Genomic DNA, 23,745 nt, shown 5'->3' on the forward strand with positions numbered 1-23,745 from the left:
CGGATCGGGCAATTGATCCCGGCCTGGTTTCAGATAATCTGTCCACTGCGGATTGATAATTGAGGGAGATATGGATGGTGAATTCACGAAACGTGAATGAAAGAGGTGATTGCAGTTGGACCGGCTGACCAGCATGACCGTGTTTGCCAACGTCGTCGGTGAAGGCAGCTTCGCTGGAGCGGCCAAGCGGATGCGACTATCGCCAGCGGCCGTGAGCAAACATGTCCAGATGCTGGAAGAGTGGCTTGGCGCACGCCTTCTCAACCGGACGACCCGGCGCATAAGCCTGACAGAGCTCGGCGCCTCCGTCTACGAGCGCAGTCTGCGCATAATCGAGGATGTCGAGGAAGTTCGTACGAGCGCGGCCGAGAGCAAGACACGTCCCACCGGCTCACTGCGTGTCAGCGCGCCGATCTCCTTCGGCGCGATGCACCTTGGGAGAGTCGTTGCAGAATATCTCGCGGTCTACCCGGAGGTGTCGGTTGAGTTGGTGTTGGACGACCGTGTGGTTGACATCGTGGAAGAGGGCCTGGATGTCGCGGTAAATCGCTCCACTCACGGTTTCCAATCTGGTTGCTCGCCGAATCGCGCCTTCACGCGAGGTGGTCTGCGCTTCGCGCGATTATCTGGACAGACGCGGGCGTCCCACAAAGCCGTCGGATCTCCACGACCATGATTGTCTGGACTACGCGTTGCGCGCCAGCCGCGGAAAATGGCGGTTCGACGGACCAAAGGGGGAAGTGGCGGTAAAAATCACTGCACGGATGACGGCAACGAACGGGCAGCTCCTGCGCGATGCGGCGCTGGGTGGAGCAGGCATAGTACTTTGCCCCACTTTCCTTGTTGGAGAAGCCATTCGTTCGGGCCAACTGGAGACAGTGATGCCCCAGTTCAAGCCGGTAAGCCGGTCGATCTACGCGATGTACCCGTCAAGAAGGCATCTTTCTGCCAAAGTTCAAAGCTTCGTGACGCTTCTCGCCGCCCACTTTGGTGAGAACCCACCTTGGGACAACTTTGGACCATGACGACTGGAATGTTGAGCCCAGAGGCCGCGCGCACTTGCACGGCCTTACTGTGCATGGGACCAGCACCCAGGGCCAAGGGGCGGTGCATATCGAGCCGTCCAGCACCTTTTCGAGACTGAAGCATCCGCTATTTGCCGACGGTCAGTCGCTGAGGCTCAATCCACCGCCCATCCTAAGCGCCGCCACAGCGCGAGTTGTAGCATCTGCGGTGTCTCTGGTTCTCTGCGGCTACCGGCGGAACGGGTTGTAAGCAGGCGCGTTCCTCCAGCGTCAAGCTTGGAGAACATACATGGATGACGAACTGCGCCTGAAGTTACAAGAGCTGAGCCAAAGCATGCAAACGCGAGCGGCCGAACTTTCGACGCTCGGCGGCAGCGCAGACATAAGTACGGTGATGTCGGGGATCGCCGTCGCTCTGGAGGCGCTACTGGTGATTGCCGAAGAGATGAAAACGCCACGTTCCGGCCCTTCGGTCCTGCCCGACGCTACATGAACATCTCCGATCGTTTGGGAGAGGCTCCTGAGCGAGAGCGCCTACCGCTCACCAGCAAATCGCTCGCCGAGGAACTCGGCTTTAATCGACATTCCGGGTTGGAGAGTGGAGAGCGCAATCTACTCGGTGGAGTACTCTAGTGGGGTGAGCGTCGGTAGAATGGATTTTGCACTCGACGATGCCTTTTGGGTAATCGAGGACGGCCTTAGGACGGAGGACCACGATGGCTTGGATGGCCGCAATTTGCCCTATCACAGATGAGCAGGCACTCGTTAATTCGGAGACAGTTGGCGACATCCGGGAGTTTCGCTGTCCGAGTTGCGGCGACTTCAAAATCACGAACTCGGCCACCGCGATGTTCAAAGGCCTGTCGGCAGAACAGAAGTTGGAGCGCTTCGAATACGCTAGAGCAATCGCGGGCGACAACGCGATCACAGTGACGACGGAACATGGATCTATCGATACCGAAGATCAATAGAATACCCGCCCGATAAGCCGGTTCCCAGCGCATCTCCTCACTTGCTGCCCTGAGACCATTTGACTGCCGGTCCAGGTAGTGGGCAGTTTGAAGGTAGAAGCTCACGTCAACATGGCCAGACCATTTTTACACTGCCGATCTGCGCGGCCAGCAACGCCTCTCGTGAGGGGCAAGGCATGGGCATCAAACGTCTCGGACCGGTCGGCAGCGTAAGGCTGGTTGCCTATGATCCCCTACCGGCGAATGGAACCAGATCTGCCACAGCGCGTCATAGAAGCAGATCAGGTGCGATTTAACGTAAGGAGTGAAATCGATGATCAGGCTCCTTCTCCTCCTCGCCATTGCACTCGCCTTCGCATGCGGCGGGACGGAGGCGGCCAAGCTGGACCTAGCCGCGGTAAATCAGGCGCAATTCTCCGCCGGCGATCCGAAAGGGCTCGATCCTGCCGTGCTGAAGGCGCAAATTTTTTTGGATCGTGCGCGCTTCTCACCGGGGCTCATCGACGGCCGCCTTGGAGAGAACTTCGCCAAGGCGGTCAAGGCCTTCCAGGCGTCGAACGGACTGGCGCCAGATGGCAAGCTCACCCAGGCGACTTGGGACAAGCTGATGGCAACCTCCACCAGCCCAGCTCTGATCACCTATGAACTGACCCGCAAAGATGTACGCGGCCCCTTCACCAAACGCATTCCGGGGCGCATGGAGAGGATGGCTCGCCTGAGAAGGCTTGGCTATCACGACTCGATCGAGAAGCTGGCGGAGCGCTTCCATGTGAGCGAACCATTGCTCAGGAGGCTAAACCCAGGCACCGGATTCAGGAAAGCTGGAACCACGCTGCTGGTACCAGATGTTGGCCGGGGTGAACCTCCCGCCACCATTGCCGGCGTCGAAGTCGACAAAGGCGCTCATCAGGTGCGCGTGCTCGACCCCTCCAATAAAGCGCTTGCCGTCTACCCTGCCTCGATCGGGAGCGACGAGAAGCCGGCACCAAGTGGGCAGGCAGAGATCCAAAGGGTGGTGCACAACCCGACCTATCACTACGATCCCGATTTTGCATTCAAGGGAGTCAAAACCAAGCGGCCCTTCACCATTGCTGCCGGCCCTAACAATCCCGTGGGATCAATCTGGATCGACCTCTCCATCGAAAGCTACGGCATTCACGGCACGCCCGAACCCGGCAAGATCGGGAAGACCTTCTCTCACGGCTGCATCAGGCTAACGAACTGGGATGCCGAGGACCTCGCCTCAATGGTGCACAAACATATGAAGGTGACTTTCAAGGACGAGTGACGCAAGCCGTCGCATCCCTCGATGGTCGCCGAAACGAGATGTCCGTCTGTGCCCGTGACAATCGCATCTTGCGATCCGCTGGATCCGATCAGCGGATGCTCCGGGTTCGGGGTGTCAGGTCAAGCGGCGCCATTTGCACGGATGGCGGCGAACCAACCACCATGGCGGGGGCGCCAGATTGCTCACCACGTTGGCTCTCTACTTCGCGGCTCATACCTTGTTGAGCAGCTTGCATCTCCGGAACGGTGAAAACCGGCACCTCGCCCTTGAAACCCTGGAGCTCAAAGGCGCCCGCCTGGACGACCGGCATCGATGCTCCTGCCGCAAAGCCGGGTCCAAGCACCAGGGGGATGCCCAGCTTCTTGGTCGTCGATTCGAGCCGTGCCGCGCGGTTCACGGGGGAGCCGATCGCGGTGTAATCGAAGCGCCGTTCGGAGCCGAAATTGCCTACCGAGCAGATGCCGGTCTCGATGGCGACGCCGATTTCGATGGAGCGATGGCCATCCGCGGTGAAGGCGGCGTCTTCGCGCCTCACCCGCTCGATAAGGGCCAGGCCCGCGTCGAGCGCACGCTCACGATGATCGGGTTGATCTAGCGGTGCGTTCCAGAAGGCCAGCACCGCATCGCCCATGAACTTGTCGATGGTGCCGTCGCGCTTGAGGATCTCATCGGTCGCAATGCCGAGGAAATGGTTGACCACCTTGGCGATCTCTTGGGTGTCGAGCTGTTCGCTCATGGTCGTGAAGCCACGTATGTCGCTGATCAAAATGGTGATCTCGCGCTTCTCGCCGGACAGGATTGCCTCGGTGTCCGAGCTTGCGAGGCGCTGCACCACGGAGGGCGACAGATATTGGGAGAACTGTCGCGTCAGGGTGGACCGGCGCTGCTCGCTGCGCCTGTAGAGGACATAGCCTTCGAAGCCCGCAACCATGATGGTTGCAAGCGCCGGCTGCAGCGGGTCATAGAGTGCACCTTGCAGGCTGTACTCGAGAGCGCCGAACACGAACGGCGTGACGGCCAGCAGCGCCAGGGAGAGGGCGCCAAGCACGACACGCCCGGCGAGCACTCCGGAAACCCCGATGAAAACGACGGCACTGAGGAGAAACCAGAGCCGCTCGAGCATACGCGCGTGCGCTGGCTCTGCCAGGAAGCGCCCGGCAAGCATCTGGCCGATCGCATCGGCGTGGATCTCCGCTCCTGGTCGCGCTGGACTCGTCGGCGTGGGCAGGTACTGCGTCAGGCCCACAGCCGACAGGTCGACAATGGCGATGGCGTCCCGCAGCCGCGGATCGCCATGGCCCGAAAGGATAGTGCTGGCAGACAGGCGAGGCGTGTCGGTGGCGGTTTCCCAGAGGCGGATGCTCCCCTCCGGCTCGAGCGGCACAATGGCGCCTGCCATCCTGAGTGCGTCGAACCCGGCTGCATTCATCCGGGCTGTGTAACCGTCCTGTCCAGCGTAAAGGCGCAGGAGCTCGAGTGCGAAAGACGGCCACAGCTGCGCGCGTTGAGGGGTGTTGCGAAGCCAGAGCAGCGGCACATGGCGCAGTACGCCGTCGGGATCGGGCAAGGTGCGAATCACGCCTAGGCCTGCGGCGGCGTTCGAGAATTCGGCAAGCGACCCGGTAAGACCGGTGAAGCCGGGAAGTGTATCGGGTACTTGCCCGACGATCGACCAGCCGGCTTTGGGTTCTGCTTCTGAAACCGTCGCTTCATTGCCCAGGCTGACGGCAAGAGCCGTTCGATTTTTGGACAGCGCCGCTGCCAGGCGCTTGTCTCCGGCCATGCCCTCAGGCGAGGTGTCAGCCTCGGGGAGTACCAGCGCAAGCCCGACCACCGCCGCGCCGGATTGCGTGATGCCATCGACCAGATCGGCCAAGAGGCCACGGTTCCAGGGCCATCGCCCATGTGCCTTGAGGCTGTCGTCGTCTATCGAGACGATCACGACAGGATTGCTCGTCGCCTGGCGTGGGGCGAGAAACTGATAAAAGTCGTACGTCCGCTCACGCAGGCGCGACAACGGCCCGTCAAAAGCCAAATGGCAAGCGAGCAGCAGGAGCACGACCAAAAGGCCGGATATTTTGCGCCTGCCGGCTTGCCGCCAATCAGCCCAGCGCCTACCGACCGAGTGGCTCATCTCGTGCAGCCAGGCCTAATCGCAGTTGTAGTAGTAGCAGCAACCCTCACCCTCACACTCGCCCCGCCGGCCCCCGCTGCCCGCAGGTGGCGTTGGGCTGTCAGGGAATTCCATGACCACTCCTGGCAGTGCGCCGTCCCTGGACCCGCAGACTTTGAGCGAGGAGCCTAGAGCCGACGTGCAAATTGCGCTTACGTCCAACCCAGGACCCGGTGCGCCCGGCAGGCCGGTTCCCGCTATCCGGTCGAAACTGTCCAAGATCGGGAAGGCGTCGATGCCGCCGTAGCCGGCCAGAAGCTTGCCATCGTCCGACGTGCAGGCGTAGCCCGGGTTCGTGATGACCAGCCGTTTGCCATTGATCGTGCAGGTCATACGGCCGGCGCGCAATATGCCGACGGTCTGGCCGGCTGCCACCAGCACTTCGATGATGCCGCCTCTCGCTCCGAGCACCATGTGCGGCGTCGCAACCTGCATGACGCCCCCTTTCGAAACCTGGCCGCCATAAAAACGGGCCAGGCCGCTGTTCATCCCGATGTCGATCTTTCCCGACCCGGAGCCCGGATTGTAGACGAACTCATCGATCGTCAGGCTGGTGTTTGGACCAATCTTGGCGCTCGATTCATCCCGGAACACCAGCATTCCGAGACCGGTGGGATTGCTGCGCAACTGGTCGCCGAGTTCGACGCCGGCGCCAACGTTCATCGTCCCGCCGTTATTGCGGACGATGATGGTCTGATAGGCCGTCATCGACCCGACCGTCTCAGCGGCGGATGGTGCCGCGAAGGCGAGGCAGGCGATAAAAATGACGATCTGATGATACCTCATCGCGGCCTCTTTCAATTGAGCGTCAACGTATAGCTCATGAGCATTTCGAACGATTTTCGGTCGCGGTTGGCGAGGGCGAAGTTGGTTTTACGATAGGCGAGATCAACGCTGATCTTCTGCGCTTCCGTCAGCTGAAAATCGCTTTCCGAGGCAATGCGCCAGAAGTCGCTCTTGATATTTGTGCCGATGCCGACGGACAGATCGGGAGTGTCGCTGTGGCCGGCCGATAAGGCGATCTGGTGCGACCATGCGAAAAAATCCGGTACGTTCATCAACAGGCCGCCATAGCGGACCTCGCCCGTATAGCTGCGGCTGATTTCGCCCGATCCGGAAGCGAAGTCATTCGAGCCGACAAAGCGCAAGCCGAGCGCCTGGCCATTGCGGAAGCGGTAGCTGCCGCCTGCCTCATAGAAGACCCTGCTATCCGCGAAAATGCCTTGCGAGGCGCTTAGATCGATGTAGCCGCCACCGGCGAAGAGCGTCGTCTCGACCGTCGGGCGAACGACGAAACGTCCACCGAGGCCGATACCGGTTTCGTAAATGTCGCTGTCGAAACGATCCGTAACGGTGAACGCGGAAAGCAGCAGGCGCAGCGAATCGATCCCGCTGTTGGGCAGTCCCTTGTCCCAGGTAATCGCTGCGTTGCCGTGGATAAAAGTCTTCTCGCCACCCGGAACAGACAGGTCTTCCGTGAAAAGACGCTCAGTCGCGGTCAACGACCCCGAAAGAACGAGCGCGTCGGCACTTGGCGTGCCGAGGTCCCACCGCACAAAACCTTCCGCCTGCCCGTAAGGCGAGACGAAGCTGTCGTCGTCCTGCGCCCCGCCTGGCTCAAAATCGGTGAATGCGCTGAATACGCCGCCGGTCAGGGCGAGTTCCCAGGTGACGCCACGCAACGCGCGCTCGATGCGGGCGAGCAGGCGAACAGCTTCCTGTTGCTCACTTGCGGTCAGACCCCCGACTTCGATGCCGTACTGCACCTGCCGCCGGGCCAATTCATAGGACCCGACATGGTAATACAACCGGCTGGCCGCAAGCCGGGCGCGCGCATCGCGGGGGTACTGGATTAGATACTGCTCGATCGAGGAGATCGCCTGATCGTACTGTCCAGCGTTGACCGCAACCGTGACGAATTGGGCGAGCGTTCCATTGTCGGCCGGACTGGCGATGCGGGCCGCAAACGCATCGTCATAGGCCCCAAAAAGACCTTGTGCGCCGGCCGGCAACACGCCGGCACAAAGCAGCGCTGCGGCGACGCCGAAGATCGTTCGAAACGAAGATTGCATGCCGAGAACCCACCCCAAACCCGACTAGTGCGAGGGATTTAGCACGACTGCAAGAAAAAGGCGACTGAACGGTCGCCGGACTTATGCGAGTCTCAGCAGCTGTTGCAGCTGCGCAACAAGATATCGGGTTTATTCCTGTTTCGGCTCCGCTGATTATCAAAAATTCTTCTCAACATTGCTGCACATAATTGAAGTATTTGGCCGAAGGCGTAACAACTCAAATCTCATCAGTAGTGGATCGCACAGCCGACAAGATTAATATTGGGAGGGCGATCCTGCGTATCTGGTCACCAGGCTTCAAGGCCACCCACGGCTTCTCCAAAGGCCTTCCGTCGCGTTTCGCAAGGGGCGGAGAGCTGCCGGAGGTGCTTCTCACGAGGCGTGTGCGATTCGGCCCGGGTCTTGCAATTTCTTTGAACGCGAGGTCAGCTCATTGCCTCAACGCCCAGGGACGCGTCACCGCACGCAGCTTGCTACAGCACGAGCATGGTGGCCAGCCCCAGCATCAGGCCCATGCCTACAATATCGGTCACGGTGGTGAGGAAGATCGCCGAGGCGACCGCCGGATCGGCGCCTACCCGGCGCAGGCCCAACGGGATCAGCACGCCGGAGATGCCGGACATGAGGCACGATCCGGACATGGCAAGCAAGATCACAAGTGCCAGCATCGGTGCCTGTGCCGCCGACTCCGGTCGCCTCGAGGCATAGAACCACATCGCCGCAGCCGCAACAACGCCGACGAGCGCGCCGTTAGCGACCGCGAGCGCGCCCTCTCTCATCACCAAGTGCAGCTTCGGTCGTTTGTCCACATCCCCTAGGGCAAGGCCGCGCAGCGTCATAGCCAGTGCCTGGCAGCCGGTGTTTCCGCTCTGCCCGGCCAAGACCGGGAGGAACGCCGCCAGGGCGACGATCTTCTCGATCGTGCCTGTGAACGAACTGACCACGAATGCGGCCATGAAGGCCGTCAGGAGATTCAACTGCAGCCACGGATGGCGCTTCAGGAAGGCTGAAAACAGCGGCGTAAAAGAGCGCTCCTCCTTCTGGAGGCCGACCATCTGGCCAGACTGGGCGGAAATCTCGATGATTTGCTGCTCGAACAAGCGCCAGCCGCGAACCTGCCCGAGCAGCCGGTTCTCCGCATCCACCACCGGATAGACAGGATAGTGACGCCGTACCGCCGCCTTGCATGCGTTACTCAAAGAGAGACCGACATCAAGAGCGAACGGCCTGGGCAGCATGATGTGATCGACAACCGCGTCCGGTTCGCTCAGCATCAGATCGCGCAGGACCGCCAGGCCAACCAGTTTATTGCCCTTGTCCGTGACGTAGAGATAAGTGAGCTCGGTCGGCACCTGGGCGCCTCTGACAGCTTCCACCGCGGCAGCAACCGTCGTCCCGACAGGAACGCTGGCGGGGATCGGGTCCATCACGTCGACGAGCGACTCGGGGATCGCGAAACCCATCTCACCGTCATGAGAGCTGATGGGCCGCATATGCAGTGGCAAATGCTCGGCCACCTTACGGGCGTGCCCGTCCGGCAACAGCTTTAGTGTGTCGCGGATGAACTCGGGAGACTCTCTAGCGAGCAATTCAGCTGCGTCATCAGGTGCTCGAGCACGCAGCGTGCGCACCAACTTCTGAACGCCGGTCTCTTCGTTCATTTGCTATGGCCCCCCAATTGGAAAGAGAAAAAGTTGTGAAGTATCGGACCGCACCGGGGCGGAAATACGACAGCTTCTTCCGGCCCCAGCAGTCCGCTTTGTGGTTGTCGCAAGCGCCGCCTGCACACTCCTAGCTTGAGAAGGCAAAGCAGACGTCTACATTTTGGGCGTGCCTTCGGTCAGGTCAGCATGGGAGTGTCCGCGCTACTTCCCTCGCTTTTCAATCTTTAGATTTGGGAGGTCGGGTCGCTTGGATACCACACCGGCCTCCTTCAAGGCTGTGTATCCAACCTTTTTGAGGAGCTTCTCTGTTTTGGCGCGCTCCTTGTCCAGAGCGGTACTACCTTTGACCTTGGGCATCCGTCCTCCATTTGGTCGTTGTCGTTCGCCGGTAAATGAGATTGCCGGAAATGTCCCGCAGTGTCGTGCTTTGACCCCCGGCCGAGGACTGAATTGAGGCGCTTTGCCGCCCGGCAGCCTTTGGCGGGAAGCGGACGGGCGGGCTATTCCTGCTGGAATTGACAGGGCCAATTTTCTGGCCTCGTCATGCCAGAAGGCAACTCGGTCCGGGCGTCCCCGCAAGCCATGTTGAGCTGCCACTGGGACAGACCCGCCGAGTTGGACAGATCGAGGCCCTCGATACGGGTCAGAAAGAAAAAAGCGCCCTCAAAGTCTATCGGTGCGGTGAACTTCGCTCCTCGGAAGTCCGCCCGCGCGAGATTGGCAAACGAAAAGTGGCTGCCGCTGATATCGGCGTCATGGAACTGCGCACGCCCCAATTCCGCCTTTGTGAAATCAACATTGACCAGATTGGCGTTCTGGAAATTCGAGCGCTGCACTTCCGCGCCCGTAAACACAGCGCCCTGCGCGTCCATCTGGCTGAAGTCGGTCCTGTACGCCTCGATTTTGTCGAACCGGGCGCCTTTGGCGGTCGAGCCGGCCAGGGAAGCGCGCACAAGCGTTGCCTTCTCAAAATTTGCCGCAAGGAGATTGCTGTTCCTGAGGTCGGTCGAAGTGAAATCAACACCGAACAGGTTTGCCCCGCTCAGGTCCTGTCCTTCCAGGATGAGAAGCTTTTTGTCACACTCCTGCCAATTGACGCCAGGCGTCGCGGCTGCGTAGCAATCTTGAGCGGCGGTGGCGTTTTGCCAAGCAAATACAGTGCAAACCGCCAGAACCAAGCCGGATCCGCCGTAAGCTCTGGTTCGTCTCAAAGTCATTGTTGCTGGACCCCTCTGCTACTCGCCGACAATCAACCTTACCACATCTGCTGACACTCGAGCCACGGTAACGACCGCCGTCACAGTTGCGCATCAACGATCTGCCGATAGCCAGCAGCAGCTTGCGAAATTATCGAGAGGTGGGGAAAGGCTTTGACGGTAGAGTGCTTTTTCGCGGATGCGCATGAGCGCCTCAAGTGCACGAACGAGGAGCGTGAGCAGCGCCTGGAGGAGCTTCTGACGCTCGCGAAGGAAATGACGGGGAGCGTAGATCCGTTGGATTTCATAGAAACCTGGATATCCCCCGGCCAGAGACACCATCCAAAGTTCGGTGGTGACCCTCCCAGCGCCGGCGGGGCGGAGAGCGACAGCCTGAAGCGTGAGGCCGTGACAACCATAGTGACTGTCAACGAGCGCCTTCCCGTGGTTTGAGCCATCAGTCGTGTGAACCCATCCTGTTGCACGTCGTAGCCGCCGATTGCCGCACGAATCGCTGGAAGTCTTTCGAAGCTGAAATTCTTGGGTTACGTGTGACAGGTGGCATCCCAGAAGGTGAATCGACGAACGGACTGACGACTATGTCGATCCAAAGGCCCATACTTTCGGGAAAACGCTCAATTCACAAAACAAAGAGTTCGGCTTAAGCCGTGAGTTATTGGTGGGCCCGAAGGCGAACGGAAATTGTTGATTTTGCTGAATTTTTGGTGGGCCAAAATCTGAAAGGTTCCCGTATCATTCCGTATGCTCCCGCGACCCCCAAACTGCCGACCATAGCTGACCTCGTTTTGCAAACGTTGGGGGACAGGGTCCAGAACGGCGGAAATGGGGGCGGTTGCAGATCGGCAGCTGTGGCAACAGCGCGCGACCAGCTGACGGTCTAACGCCTCGATATGGCCGATGAGACTTGGGAAGTAACAAACAAGCGGCAGCTTGCAGGCAGTTGTAATCGGTGGAATGGATTTACGAGTCGAGGCGCCGGACCAGGACGGGCTCACTTGCCTCGAAGTTCAGCCTGTTGGAATGGCGCGGAGGAACGAGTAGTGGTATCTAACGAGCCGGCGGCCCCTCGATGTTTGACCGCTCGTCCTGCAACTCTCGTATGTCGTCCCGCAAAGTGGTGGCACTACCGACCACTTCGTTCCGCATTTTAAACAGCGTATGACTCGTTACAAGTCAAATTTTTTCTGAGCTGCGAAAGGCCGACACTAGAACCGTCAAAAAAATTACGCTTTTGATTTTAACGGAAAATCGCCACAAGAAATATTTTGAGGTTTCACCAGCTATCGGGATCAATCGAGGGATTTTTGGACCTTGCGGCATTCGATGGCCTACCGAACCGCCTCAAAAAGTACCGTCACCTCTTCGGTTGACCCAGTCGTTGATCGGCCGTCATACGAGCCCTATGCTGGCACGCCGGCCAGTGAAGCAGTCGTCGGCGTTTATTCGCCGGCTCAGGGATTTATGCCCACGCTTCAGGTCGAAGAAAGGCAGGGGTGTCCTTTCCAGGCTCTTGGCAAGCGGGCTAAGATTATCCTCCCGATTGTAGCTGCCAACCAAGATGTTGTCGGTCACCTCGCTGAAAAAGTACACCCAGAAATAGTCAAGCCATCAGGAGCAAATAGGTCATAAGGTGGCCTTGCGGTCCTCCTTCCCGGAGCGGTTTCGCTTGCCTGTTCAAACTCGGACGGCTGTTACCCAAAAACCGGAGTGGGTATTTTATGTGCCATTTTTGCGACATTCTATAGAATTTTGCTTGAATTCAGCGTTTTAGCGGTCACTAAATCAATAAGTGCTCCCATATTTTGCAAATTTGTGAACAATCACGGTTGAGTTGTAACGCCTGGCAATAATGGCGCAGGGGAACGTTGGGGTGGGGTGAAATGAATACGACATCTATGTCGGCGATAGGCAAGCGCCTCGGCCTGCTGACGACGGTCGCCATATTGAGTTGTGGGAATGCTCACGCGCTCACTCTCCAGGAGGCGATGGCGGTTGCGGTGGAGTCCAACCCCGAAATTGGCCAAGCGATCGAAAACCGCGAAGCAATCGAATTCGAGCTACGCCAAGCGAAGGGACTTTATCTTCCCAGCGTCGATGTCGAGGCGTCGGCGGGGGTTCGTCGTCTCGACAATTCCTCCCGGCGTTCGCTGTCCATAGAGGATGACGCGCTCTATCCGGCGGAAGCCGATGTCGTTGTCACGCAGACGCTTTATGACAGCGGCGCAAGGCGGGCGGAACTGAACCGTCAGGCGTCGCGGGTCGACGGCGCATCGTTCCGGGTGCTGGAACGGTCTGAATTCATTGGACTGTCTGTCGTCCAGGACTATCTCGAATACATGCTGCAGGCTTCGATCGTTTCGGAAGCGAAGAAGAATCTGGGCTTTCACCAGGCAATCCTCGGCGACATCCGGCAAGGTATTGCAGGCGGCGCGTTGAACGAGGCTGATCGCCAGCAGGCCGAGGAGCGGCTGTTCGCTGCCAAGGCACGTATGCAGGAGGCGACCGAAGAACTGGAGGCTTCCAAGATACGGTTCTTCAAGACGGTCGGTAAGCCGCTGACCAACGCGTCAAGGCCAGGCGATGTCTCGAGCGCGCTGCCAAGGTCGCTCGACGACGCGCTAGGGCTGGCGCGACAGAACAATCCGCGCGTCCACATGGCCAACAGCGATATCGACGCCGCCGCCTCCCTGGTGGATGCGGCGCGGGCGAAATTCGGGCCCTCCGTCATCGCCGAAGGCCGCGCCCGCGGCGGCTATGACATCGACGGCGACGATGGCGACGCCAGCGACCTGCAGGCGCGGCTGGTGCTGCGCTGGAACCTCTATCGCGGCGGCATCGACAAAGCCAACGAGCAAGAGCAGGTCCGCCGCACCAGCGAGCAGCGCCTTGTGCTGCACCAGGTTCTGCGCGAGATCGAGGAAGCCGTCCGTACGTCATGGGATCGCCGCTTCCGGCAGGCCGATCTGGCAAAGACATTGAAGCTTCAGGCTGCCGCCAACGAAAGGCTGGTGGCGTCCTATCGCGAGCAGTTCAAGGTCGGACAGCGCTCGCTGCTCGACGTGCTCGACGCGCAGAACACGCGGTTCAACACAGCCACGCTTGCCGACACCGCATCCTACGCGTCGCTTTTCGCGCAGTACCGGCTGCTGGCGGCAACCGGGCAGTTGCTGAAGACCATGAATCTTCAGCCGGCAAAACAGGCCACCGCCTATGCCAAGGCCGAGTTCAATGCGCCTGAAACGGCCGACACCGAAACCTATGCGCGCACGCCGTCGGAACAGACGAACGATCTGCCTTTCGACATCCTCGCACCGGTAAGAAAGAAGTAGGAAGGTCAAGGACGAACGATAGTCCTGCGGGCCGATCGTGAACCCACAACCCAAAATCCTCTCCCCAAAAGAGGCGTTCAAGGCCTGCTTCTCCGCTGTTGCCGGGTACCTGGGCAGGCCGAGTTCCGAGACCGTGCTGTTTGCCGGCGTGCCGCTGTCAGACACCCGCATCGATATCGACGCCATCCGGCATCTTGCCGAACGCATCGGTCTTGAAATCACGGAATTCAGCCATCGCGACTTTCTTCGCGGACGCATCGACCTTCCCGCCATTCTGTTTCGCGTCAGCCAGTTGCCTGTAGCGCTGCTTGCCCAGACCGAGGACGGTGGATTTACGACCGCTCCCCAGGAAGACGGCCGCACGACAATCAGCAAATCCGAGTTTTCCGGAAGTTATATTAGTGGCGGCGTTTCGTTCTCGATAACCTATGCCAACGCAGTAGAGGCGATGAGCGTCGGTTCGGCGGCCAAGATCGAGCGGCGACATTGGCTGACCGGCACGATGGGGCCGTTCTGGCGCACCTATTCGAAGGTCATCCTGTCGGCGGTATTCATCAATCTGCTGGCTCTTGCCTCACCGATCTTCACCATGAACGTCTACGACAGGATCTTGCCGAACAAGGCGATATCGACGCTCTGGGTGCTGTCGATCGGGATCGGCGCGGTCATTCTGTTCGACCTGCTCTTGAAGACCGCCAGAGCGTCACTGATCGACTATGCCGGGCGCAAGGCCGATCTTCGCATCTCCTATATGCTGTTCGAGAAGGTGCTGAATTCGTCCTTGTCGGCAAGGCCCGGCTCAACCGGCGAATATGCAAATCGGGTGACCCAGTACGAGTTCGTGCGCGAGTTTTTCACGTCGAACACCATCAGCGTCTTCATCGACACGGCCTTCGTCTTCGTCTTTCTTCTTGTCATCTATGCGATAGGCGGTTGGCTGGTCGTCATACCGGCCATTGCCTTTGTGGCCTCGGTGATCGTCGGGCTGATCACGCAACGGCGCATCGGCAAACGCGTTGCCGCTTCCATGAACGAGGCTTCGCAGCGCCAGGCCCTGCTGGTGGAATCCATCTCCACGCTGGAAACGATCAAATCGCTGCGCGCAGAGGCTTACCTTCTGCGAAAATGGGCGGAGCATTCCAAGAACGCATCCAACACGTCCGAGAAGATCAAACAGCTTTCGGCTGCCGCCGGCAATATAACCCAAGCCATCCAGCAGATGGTCACCGTCGCTTTGATCGTGGCCGGCGCCTATGCCTTTTCGGAAGGGCATGTCTCGACCGGCGCCATCATCGGCACCGTCATGCTGGCAGGCCGGGCGGTGGCCCCGCTTGGGCAGATTGCGATCACCTTGTCCAGACTTCGCCAGGCGATGCTGTCCCTGCGAATGGTGAATTCGATCATGGCGCAGCCTGAGGATCGGCCGGACACGGTTGGTTTCGTCAACCGCCCCATTCGCAACGGTGCAATGGCATTCAGGAATGTCGGCTTTGTCTACCCGGGTTCCGAAAACGAAGTGCTGACCGGCCTGAATTTCTCGGTGAAGCCCGGTGAGCGGATTGGCATCATCGGCCGCATAGGCTCGGGAAAGACGACCATGGGGAGGCTGATCGGCAGGCTTTTCCTGCCGACCTCCGGCGAGCTGCTGCTGGACGGGATCGACATCCGCCAATACCACCCATCGGAGGTTCGCGCCGCGGTCGGGATCGTCGCGCAAGCCAACGATCTATTTTCCGGCACCATCAAGGAAAATCTCCTGATGGCGTGCCCGGAGGCGACCGATGAGCAGATCGTCGAGGCGGCCAAGGCTGCCGGCGTCGACGACTTCGTCTCCCGCCATCCGCGAGGCTACGACATGAATGTCGGCGAGCGCGGCACCAATCTCTCGGGCGGTCAGAGGCAGACAATGGCAATTGCCCGCCTGTTGCTGACCAAACCGAAAATCGTGTTCCTGGACGAGCCGTCCGGCTCGATGGATCTGGCTTCCGAGCGCCAGCTGATCAAGCAGCTCAAAGTGGCTTTCGATCGCAACACGACCCTGATCGTATCGACGCACCGCTTCAGCATGCTCGAGCTGGCCGACCGCCTGATCGTCATCGAGCAGGGCAAGATCGTTGCCGATGGACCGAAAGACCAGGTGATACAAGCGCTGCAGAAAACAAGCGCCTGACGAACAGAATTATGCGTGAACACAGCACGTTGGGACGTGGTAAATGCTAGCCAGGGAAGACCGTCCGCCGCTTTTTGCGTCGGCTTCGATATTCATTATCGGAGCGCTTTTTGCGAGTTCGGTAGCCTGGGCATCCTTCGCCGAGGTCGATGAAATCGCACGCGGCGACGGCAAGATCATACCGGCGTCGAAGACCCAGATCATCCAGGCCAGCGAGCCGGGCGTGGTTCAGGAAATCGCCGTGACGATCGGTCAGGTCGTCAAGAAGAATGACCTCATCATTCGTCTCGACAACACCTTCAACACTTCCAGCCTTGGAGAGCAGCAGGCTAAGGCGCGGGCATTGCAGACGCGCATTGCACGGCTCAAATTCGAACAGACCGGAAGTCTAGAGGGCGCGTTTCCCTGCCCGCCCGAGATTCAGAAGGTGGCGCCGGAAATCTGCGACAACGAGCAGAAGCTGCTGATAGCGCGGCGCGACAACTTCGAAGTCAAACTGTCGGTTCTCAAGTCGCGCCTCGATCAGCGTGAGAAGGAACTCGACGAAGCCAACGCCAATGCCGATCGCCTCACCAAGAACCTGGCTGTCAGCGACCAGGAGGCGAAGCTGGTCGAAGCGATGGTCAAGAAAGGCCTGATGGCGCGAACCGAGCAGCTCCGCGTCGAGCGCGAGCAGACCGAGCTCAATGGTCAGCTGACGCTTGCCGGAGAGACCATCAAGAAAGCCAGGTCTGCCATCACGGAAGCCAAGCTTCAGGTCGACGAACTCGGCCTGCAGCTGCAACAGGAAGCGCTCAGCGATCTGACGCAGGCGCTGGCCGATCTCTCGGTGGTGGACGAGACGATACGCGGTGCCACCGACAAGGTGGCGCGTACCGATATCCGTTCGCCTGTCGATGGTATCGTCAACACGCTTGACATCAACACGGTCGGCGCCTTCGTCCAGCCCGGCGCGGTCGTCGCGGGTATAGTGCCGACGTCCGAGACCCTGCTGGTCGAAGCCCGGGTTTCACCGCGGGACGTCGCATTCATCCGGCCGGGCCAGGATGCCCTGATCAAGGTGACCGCCTATGACTTCTCGATCTTCGGCGGCATCGAAGGCAAGGTGTCGAACATCACTGCCGACAGCCTTGTCGACCAGAAGACCGGCGAACCGTACTATCAGGTGCGTGTCGCCACCGACAAATCGACCCTGACGCGCGACGGCAAGACCTATTCGATCATCCCCGGCATGATCTGTTCGGTCGACATCAAGACCGGACGCAAAACGATCCTCACTTACCTTCTGAAGCCGATCAACAAGGCGCGGGAGGAGGCAATGAGTGAGCGATAGTGCGATCTCCCGCCCGGTCGATCGCGACCGGCTGCTGCCACCGCTGGCGAGTGAGGATTTCGGTCTCGAGTTCCGGGTTGTGGCGCGTGGCGGCACGCGCCGCGGCATTCGTCTGGAGAGGGCGTTCTGGACTTCGCTGAAGCAAATGGCGGAAAGCCGCAAATGCACCATCGGCACGCTGATCGAGGAAATTGCAGAGAGCCACGCCAACGCCGGAAACCTGACATCGGCAATCCGCGTAGCCTGCATGCGTGGACTGGCCGACCAGAACGTCACCTTGCAGAGGCTCGCGTCGATCAAGACCATCAACGCCATTCTCGTCGCCTGTCCCTCGCCGGCCTTTGCCCTGGCGTCGTCGAAGAAGATCCTGACCTTCAATGCGCCGTTCCAGCAGTTGGTGCGGCGGCAATTGCCGGTGGCGCCGAACGAGGACGCGCGCCAGGATCTCAAGCTGGCACTGGACCTCAATGTCGCCGACATATTCGCCAGGCTCGACGCCAATGGCGAGACGCCGGTCGCGACCGGTTTCGTCATAGGCGCCGGCGAGCGCCGCTACCGCGGTCAACTGAGCGCGGTGCGGGCGCCGGTGGTCGAGCCGGAACTGCTGATGGCGTTCGTCTTCGGCGGCTAGAGCAATTCCGGGAAAAATGTGAGCGGTTTCCGTCGAAAATTGCGTCAAACAAGAGATAGAGCGCTCAAGACTCTCTGACGGAAGCTTACGGCTGCACACCTTCACCAGGCGCGACCGTCGAAAGGCCGCCCTTGATATCGGCTATTTGAGCAGAACCGGTCTTCGCGCCATGGATCCACGCGCGATCCGTGCTGAACGAATAGAGCGGTACGTAGGTCGGCAGGTCTGTGTCGCGCGAAACGACGTTGCTCAGGCTGTCGAGAATGAAGACGCCGCTGCCGGTGCTGACCGACAGCACGGCATGAAAGAAACCGCGCTTGCGATCCTGCAAGACGACCAGCGACATGCTCTGCGCCGGGATGCCTGCATGCAGCAGCGCGGCCATCTTGAGGATGGCGAAATCCTCGCAGTCCCCTGCCCGCCGCTCAAGGATTTCCCGGGGCTTGGCCCAGTAGTCGAGCTTGCCGTAAACCACGCTGTCCTTCTTGTAGGCGATGGCGCGATTTATACTTGAGTTGACGAAGGACAACTTGTCGATGAAGCGCTTGTTCCCGGCTGCCTTGACTATCTCGGCAAAGGCGCTGTTCTTGCGTTCGCACGCGCTGCTCGCGGTACAGTCGACAATTGCCTTGTAGACCGGCGCCCAGCGCGCCGAAACCGGGAAATTGCGCATCGACAGGGCAACAGAACCGAACACGCCGGGAATGATCGCCGCCGTCTGGATCAGGTCGATCCCGGCGGCGGGCGGCGCGATCGAAGAACCACGCTTTTCATCAACGGCAACAGAGCTGCTGAAAATCATGCCGATCCGGTAGGCTGAAACCGGCTGCCATGGCTGCGGCCGAGCCAGCGAAACGCCGCCGAGACTGGACGGGGTTTCGACCGCCGCCAGAACTCCAGCGGCAGCGCCGGCATTCACGGCAATTGCTTTCGCGGATGATGGCTGCGGCAGGCTTGCGATCGCCATTGCCAGCAGGAGGAGCCTGAGCCCGGTTATTCCCAGGGCAGATTTTTCTTTTTTCATGACGCCCACCTCTTGACTGTGGACGGTACCAATCTTGTCTCAAATTACTGGAAAGGAAGGTGGATAAGTTTCCTTCAATCGGGAATACCTATTTTGTGTAAAACTTTATTCAAATTTATACTTCTGTTTACCAATCCAGCTCAGCCGGCGGATATCAAACGAAGCGCGGCGCGGCCAATGTATATCAGATTATATCTTCCGGGTTTACCACACGTAAAAAATGCCGAGACTTGCATACCGGGATATATGAAATTGATTGCGGGACAGTTGCAAAGCAGAAGTCGTCACTGTCTCTATCCGGGAAATGCCGGAGGGGTTTGGCGATGACGACCAGTAACGATTTGGATACCGTCTCGAATTCTTGGGACGAGCACTCTTCACATGAACATGGCGGCTCGCCATCGCAGGCAGGCATCCAGGTAGCGCAGGCCGCTCAGGCGGCGCCTGCCGAGCCGGTGCCGGTCGATGTCGGCAGTGGCGCACCCGTTCAGCCGGCAGCACCCGCGGAGGCGAAAGCGCCGGCGGCAGCCGCGCCGCATGAATACGTGGCCGACGCCAGCAACATCGTGAAACTTCCGGCGGACGTCTCCATCGACAACATCAAGGTGGACGGCCACAATCTGTTGCTGGAACAGGCCGACGGTTCAGTCATCCTCATCAAGGATGGCGCGCTCAACGTGCCGACCTTCATCATCGGTGATGTCGAAGTTCCGCGCGTGGCCTTGCTGGCCGCTCTTGAAGCGAGCCACGTCGATGTCGCCTTCGGTGCCGATGGTTCGATCTCGGCCGGCCCGGGCGGCGCCCCAGGCAGTGCCGGCGGCGACTTCACCATTCCCCCAGGCGGTATCGGCGACGGCTTCGATCTTTCCGCATTGTTGCCGCCGACGGACCTGCAATTTGGACGGCTGGAGCCGCGTGAGCTGACGATCGGGGTCAGGGAAGAAGATACGACGCCGACAATCGACATTGGCTCCGGATTTGTCGTCAACGAGGCCGCGCTTTCCGACGGGACGGATCCGGCCAGCACCGCCGAGCAGGTTTCAGGGACCTTCAACATCGTCTCGGGTGATGGCATCGGGACGCTTGTCATTGACGGTGTGGACGTGACCAACGGCGGCAGCGTTGCCGGGCAATACGGCACGCTCGTGGTCACCGGCAATCCGACGAACGGCTATAGCTGGGTTTATACCCTTGCCGACAACACTCTTGATCATCACGACAACCCATCGACTGGAACGACCGAGGGGGTTTCCGACAGCTTTGCCGTCGTGGTTACAGACACAGATAATGATCCTGCCACCGCGACCCTCAATATCGGTGTGCTGGATGACGGCCCAACGCTTTCGGTCCAGGCAACCGCGCAAGCGGCACAGTTGCTTTCAGTCGAACTCGACGAGACGGTCGGCGGCGACCGCTACAATAGCGGCGAGACTGAAGATGCCGGCGGCAACGCCAACACCGATGACGGGGTTGGCCTGGCCCAGGTGACGACCGGCCTGGCGGGTGGCCTTTCTTCGCTATTCGCCGTTGGCGGCGTCTACGGTGCAGACGGACCGGGCAGCACGACCGGGCAGTTGGCATTCACCGGCATTCCAGTCGGTGGCCTTGCCACGAATCTCACTGCCACCGACGGCGGCGCCGTTACGCTCTTCCTCGAAGGAGGAGTGATTGTCGGCCGCGACACGCAGGGTGATCAGGTCCTGACCATTGCGATCACCGGCGCGCCCGGCGCAGAGCAGTTGCAGACCACGCTCTACGAAGCGCTCAACCATGGCGCCGACGGCAACAAGTTCGATTCCGAACTCAATCTGTCGCTGACCAATGGCGGCCAGGTTCAGCTGCAATATGAGGTAACGCGCCAGGACGGCGACGGCGACACCATTACCGAGAAGGCGACCGTCGACCTGATCAACGGCCAAGGCTCCGCATTCTCCTTCGACGATGACGGGCCAAGCCTTACGGTTGGCGCCCACGATGGAGCCGCTGGCCTGCTTTCCGTCGAACTCGACGAGACGGTTGGCGCGGATCGCTACAATGGCGCTATCGGCGAGACCGAAGATGCCGGCGGCAACGCCAACACGGATGATGCCGGTCCGGGCTTGGCGCAGGCCAACACCGCGGTAGCAGGCGGACTGACCAATCTGTTCACTGTCGGCGGCAGCTATGGTTCGGACGGTCCTGGTACCGTTACCGGGAATCTGAGCTTTACCGGCATTCCGGCCGGTGGCCTTGCCACGAATCTCACCGCCACCGACGGCGGCGCCGTCACGCTCTTCCTCGAAGGAGGAGTGATCGTCGGCCGCGACACGCATGGCGATCAGGTTCTGACCATCGCGATCACCGGGGCGCCTGGCGCCGAGCAGCTGCAGACCACGCTCTATGAGGCACTTAACCATGGCGCCGACGGCAACAAGTTCGATTCCGAACTCAATCTGTCGCTGACCAATGGCGGCCAGGTTCAGCTGCAATATGAGGTAACGCGCCAGGATGGCGACGGCGACACCATCACAGAGAAGGCGACCGTCGACCTGATCAACGGCCAAGGCTCCGCATTCTCCTTCGACGATGACGGGCCGAAGGTTACTGGCACCGCCCAGGTCACCGCGAATGTCGACGAAGACGGTCTGCACAACAGCCAGTCCACCGGAAATGCCGACAATCCTCAGTCGGACGGCGAAGTGACCGGAACAAACTCCGCTGTTGCCATCGGTGCTGCCGGCGCATTGAATGCAATCGTCGACTTCGGCTCTGACGGCCCGAATGCGAGCTCGGCCTTCGGCCTTGTCACCCAAACCACCCCATCGGATTCGGGATTTGATTCGAAAGGCGGCAACGTCCTCATCGTCTCCGACGGCACGACCCTGACCGGCTATGTCGATGTAGGCGCCGGCGCCGGCTATCAGGCGGGCACGGATCGTCCTGTTTTCACCCTGACCGTCGGTGCGGACGGCTCCTATGTCTTCACCCTGATCGATCAGATCGATCATCCGACTCTGGATACGCTCCCGGGCGACAACACCGAAAATACGCTTGCCAATGGCGGTATCGATCTTTCGGCCTTCGTCATCGCCATGGACGGTGACGGCGATACCATCGGACTGGCGGCTGGTACATTCAAGGTCCAGGTGCTCGACGACGTTCCGCAGATCGTCGCGCGGGATGCCGGCACGACGACCACAACCACGACCGAAACGATCGTCTACACGCTGCAGGCCGGCAACACCGATGTTCGCGGCATGGATGGCGCCGGCAATCACGACATCAAGCTCAGCGGCATCGACATCAACGAAGGCGACAATTCCGTCAACACCACCGGCACCAAGATCGGCGTCGGCGACGGCCAGATCATCGACGGATACGAAACCCATCCGCATTTGACCGGCCCCGAAATCGTGACGATGGACTTCGTCAATGATCTTGTGATCACACCCAACGGTCCGAATCCGCCAAGCGTCAGCGACAGCGGCTCGTACGATGTCGCCTCGGTCAAGTTCACGATCGATGTTGCGGAAGCCCAGGGTGTCGAAGCCGCCGTGATGTTCATCGGCGCCAAGGACGGTGGCACATTCGAACCGTTCACCGTGAACATTAACGGTGTGCTGACCGCCGGCACGGCTGTCTTCGAAGGCGGCGTGCAGGTGGGCTATGCCTTCGCCGGCGTGCCCGATGGTGCGACTGTCGAGGTCATCGGCAGCACCCCGTTCGACCAGCTCAATGTGGGCAACTACGACAGTTTCAAATTCGATTCCGACAATAACGGGACAACGGATACCACCTTGACCGGCGGCAACCCGTTCAAGATCTTCGGCATCGAAGCCAAGGTCACGACGGTCACCACGCAAACCGAAGTCTTCCGGGTCAGCCACGACGAGTCAGCCGGCGTCAACAACGCCGCCGACCCCAATTCCGCGGATGACACCGCGCTCCCCCCGCCCGCGCTGGTAACGGAGCCAGACGCGCTCGGCTACGCAAAGTCATCAGCCAGTGCGCTCGGCCTGTTCAATGCCTCGGTTGGCGCCGATGACGATGCGACATTCTCGTTTGCGGTTACCGATGCGAACGGCAACCCGCTGGCAAATGTCGATTCGGGCCTGAAGACACTCGACGGCTCGGCGATCATGCTCTCGACGAATTCGGACGGCGTTCTGGTTGGTTCTGCCAACGGCGTCGACGTGTTCAAGGTCTATGTCGACCCGACCGGAGCGGTGTGGATCGGGCAATATCAACCGATCGCCCACAATGTCGACGGGTCAAGCGCGGCAGCCTTTGACGACATCGCGACCGTCGCCGCCGACCTGCACGTCAAGGCCACGATCACCGATTTCGATGGCGACACGAGCACCGCCGTATCCCATGTCTCCTTGAGCATCGAATTCCAGGATGACGGTCCGGTTGCGGTCAACGATCAGGACTCGGTCACCGAAGATGGGCCGCTGACTGCAGATGGCAATGTGATCACGGGGGTCGGCGGCGCCGACGCCAACGCAACCGACGGCCACGCGGATCACCTCGGCACTGACGGCCTGGGCTCGATCACCTGGGACGGTGCCGTTGCCAATCATGTAGCAGGAACCTACGGCGAGCTGACGGTGGGCGCCGACGGCAGCTACACATACGTGCTCTACACCCAGGCCCAGAACCCGGCCGGGTATGCCGCGGTACAGGCGTTGGATGCCGGCCAGACCGTGGCCGAGAGCTTCGACTATGCTGTGGCGGATGGCGACGGCGATACCGCTCTGGCGTCCCTGACCATCACCATCAACGGCACCAACGACGTGCCGCAGATCGTCGTCGACCAGGGCAACCCGGCCGGCGCGCACGACCTGGTCTATGAAGCCGGCCTTGCGG

16 protein-coding genes are annotated in these 23,745 nt (G+C 60.1%); 10 read left to right on the forward strand and 6 right to left on the reverse strand.

What is annotated here, in order from left to right; genetic code table 11:
* Positions 1-115: 115 nt before the first annotated feature.
* The 5 genes from NKH38_RS07645 (at position 116) to NKH38_RS07665 (ending at position 3,284) form a co-directional block, all read left to right on the forward strand.
* Complete coding sequence (locus tag NKH38_RS07645; RefSeq protein ID WP_352761712.1) at positions 116-676, forward strand: LysR family transcriptional regulator; 561 nt, start codon at positions 116-118, stop codon at positions 674-676.
* Positions 603-1,025, forward strand: a complete 423-nt coding sequence (locus NKH38_RS07650; RefSeq protein WP_352761710.1) for a substrate binding domain-containing protein — start codon at positions 603-605, stop codon at positions 1,023-1,025. The genes NKH38_RS07645 and NKH38_RS07650 overlap by 74 nt, the downstream gene beginning before the upstream one ends.
* Positions 1,026-1,314: 289 nt before the next feature.
* Entirely contained in the window at positions 1,315-1,518 is a 204-nt protein-coding gene (locus NKH38_RS07655; protein ID WP_023667962.1) for a hypothetical protein, read from the forward strand.
* A gap of 223 nt (positions 1,519-1,741) precedes the next feature.
* On the forward strand, positions 1,742-1,996 hold the full coding sequence (locus NKH38_RS07660; RefSeq protein WP_023699977.1) for a hypothetical protein: 255 nt from the start codon (positions 1,742-1,744) through the stop codon (positions 1,994-1,996).
* Positions 1,997-2,309: 313 nt separating this feature from the next.
* The gene (locus NKH38_RS07665; RefSeq protein ID WP_023691458.1) at positions 2,310-3,284 is read left to right on the forward strand and encodes a L,D-transpeptidase family protein; all 975 of its coding nucleotides are present in this window, start codon (positions 2,310-2,312) and stop codon (positions 3,282-3,284) included.
* A gap of 88 nt (positions 3,285-3,372) precedes the next feature.
* Here NKH38_RS07665 and NKH38_RS07670 read toward each other — a convergent pair whose 3' ends face one another.
* The 5 genes from NKH38_RS07670 to NKH38_RS07690 all read right to left on the reverse strand — a co-directional run bounded on the left by NKH38_RS07670 (position 3,373) and on the right by NKH38_RS07690 (position 10,410).
* Positions 3,373-5,343 (reverse strand): CHASE2 domain-containing protein, encoded by a 1,971-nt coding sequence (locus tag NKH38_RS07670; protein WP_196814981.1) that lies wholly within the window; start codon positions 5,341-5,343, stop codon positions 3,373-3,375.
* Between the two features lie 90 nt (positions 5,344-5,433).
* Complete coding sequence (locus NKH38_RS07675) at positions 5,434-6,243, reverse strand: FecR family protein (protein ID WP_352761707.1); 810 nt, start codon at positions 6,241-6,243, stop codon at positions 5,434-5,436.
* Between the two features lie 11 nt (positions 6,244-6,254).
* Positions 6,255-7,529, reverse strand: a complete 1,275-nt coding sequence (locus tag NKH38_RS07680) for a tetratricopeptide repeat protein (protein WP_352761704.1) — start codon at positions 7,527-7,529, stop codon at positions 6,255-6,257.
* A 473-nt stretch (positions 7,530-8,002) separates the two neighbouring features.
* Complete coding sequence (locus NKH38_RS07685; RefSeq protein ID WP_352761702.1) at positions 8,003-9,190, reverse strand: magnesium transporter; 1,188 nt, start codon at positions 9,188-9,190, stop codon at positions 8,003-8,005.
* A gap of 503 nt (positions 9,191-9,693) precedes the next feature.
* Positions 9,694-10,410: a pentapeptide repeat-containing protein gene (locus tag NKH38_RS07690; RefSeq protein ID WP_352761701.1), complete on the reverse strand. Its 717-nt coding sequence runs from the start codon at positions 10,408-10,410 to the stop codon at positions 9,694-9,696.
* Positions 10,411-12,290: 1,880 nt separating this feature from the next.
* Here NKH38_RS07690 and NKH38_RS07695 point away from each other — a divergent pair.
* Genes NKH38_RS07695 through NKH38_RS07710 form a run of 4 tightly spaced genes read left to right on the forward strand, consistent with a single transcriptional unit; the run spans position 12,291 to position 17,873 of the window.
* A complete protein-coding gene (locus NKH38_RS07695) occupies positions 12,291-13,739 on the forward strand; it encodes a TolC family protein (protein WP_023681072.1) in 1,449 nt (482 codons plus the stop codon).
* Positions 13,740-13,776: 37 nt separating this feature from the next.
* Complete coding sequence (locus tag NKH38_RS07700; RefSeq protein ID WP_023691465.1) at positions 13,777-15,909, forward strand: type I secretion system permease/ATPase; 2,133 nt, start codon at positions 13,777-13,779, stop codon at positions 15,907-15,909.
* A 43-nt stretch (positions 15,910-15,952) separates the two neighbouring features.
* Positions 15,953-17,242: an HlyD family type I secretion periplasmic adaptor subunit gene (locus NKH38_RS07705; RefSeq protein ID WP_023738302.1), complete on the forward strand. Its 1,290-nt coding sequence runs from the start codon at positions 15,953-15,955 to the stop codon at positions 17,240-17,242.
* A complete protein-coding gene (locus tag NKH38_RS07710; protein WP_023696388.1) occupies positions 17,232-17,873 on the forward strand; it encodes a ribbon-helix-helix domain-containing protein in 642 nt (213 codons plus the stop codon). The genes NKH38_RS07705 and NKH38_RS07710 overlap by 11 nt, the downstream gene beginning before the upstream one ends.
* Before the next feature lie 85 nt (positions 17,874-17,958).
* On the opposite strand, the gene NKH38_RS07715 is transcribed toward NKH38_RS07710, so the two are convergent.
* Positions 17,959-18,897, reverse strand: coding sequence for a transglutaminase-like cysteine peptidase (locus NKH38_RS07715; protein ID WP_023696389.1), 939 nt, complete (start codon positions 18,895-18,897; stop codon positions 17,959-17,961).
* Between the two features lie 323 nt (positions 18,898-19,220).
* Between NKH38_RS07715 and NKH38_RS07720 the strand changes: the two genes are divergently transcribed.
* On the forward strand, positions 19,221-23,745 hold a 4,525-nt coding region (locus tag NKH38_RS07720), incomplete at its 3' end, for a DUF5801 repeats-in-toxin domain-containing protein (RefSeq protein ID WP_352904335.1).

Source organism: Mesorhizobium sp. M1078 (genome assembly GCF_040318615.1).
Classification (GTDB): domain Bacteria; phylum Pseudomonadota; class Alphaproteobacteria; order Rhizobiales; family Rhizobiaceae; genus Mesorhizobium.

Bases quoted from the DNA above. Each gene is read 5' to 3' on its own strand.
- NKH38_RS07655 (WP_023667962.1), top strand. From the start codon at position 1,315: ATGGATGACGAACTGCGCCTGAAGTTACAAGAGCTGAGCCAAAGCATG.
- NKH38_RS07660 (WP_023699977.1), top strand. From the start codon at position 1,742: ATGGCTTGGATGGCCGCAATTTGCCCTATCACAGATGAGCAGGCACTC.
- NKH38_RS07665 (WP_023691458.1), top strand. From the start codon at position 2,310: ATGATCAGGCTCCTTCTCCTCCTCGCCATTGCACTCGCCTTCGCATGC.
- NKH38_RS07675 (WP_352761707.1), bottom strand. From the start codon at position 6,243: ATGAGGTATCATCAGATCGTCATTTTTATCGCCTGCCTCGCCTTCGCG.
- NKH38_RS07680 (WP_352761704.1), bottom strand. From the start codon at position 7,529: ATGCAATCTTCGTTTCGAACGATCTTCGGCGTCGCCGCAGCGCTGCTT.
- NKH38_RS07685 (WP_352761702.1), bottom strand. From the start codon at position 9,190: ATGAACGAAGAGACCGGCGTTCAGAAGTTGGTGCGCACGCTGCGTGCT.
- NKH38_RS07690 (WP_352761701.1), bottom strand. From the start codon at position 10,410: ATGACTTTGAGACGAACCAGAGCTTACGGCGGATCCGGCTTGGTTCTG.
- NKH38_RS07695 (WP_023681072.1), top strand. From the start codon at position 12,291: ATGAATACGACATCTATGTCGGCGATAGGCAAGCGCCTCGGCCTGCTG.
- NKH38_RS07705 (WP_023738302.1), top strand. From the start codon at position 15,953: ATGCTAGCCAGGGAAGACCGTCCGCCGCTTTTTGCGTCGGCTTCGATA.
- NKH38_RS07715 (WP_023696389.1), bottom strand. From the start codon at position 18,897: ATGAAAAAAGAAAAATCTGCCCTGGGAATAACCGGGCTCAGGCTCCTC.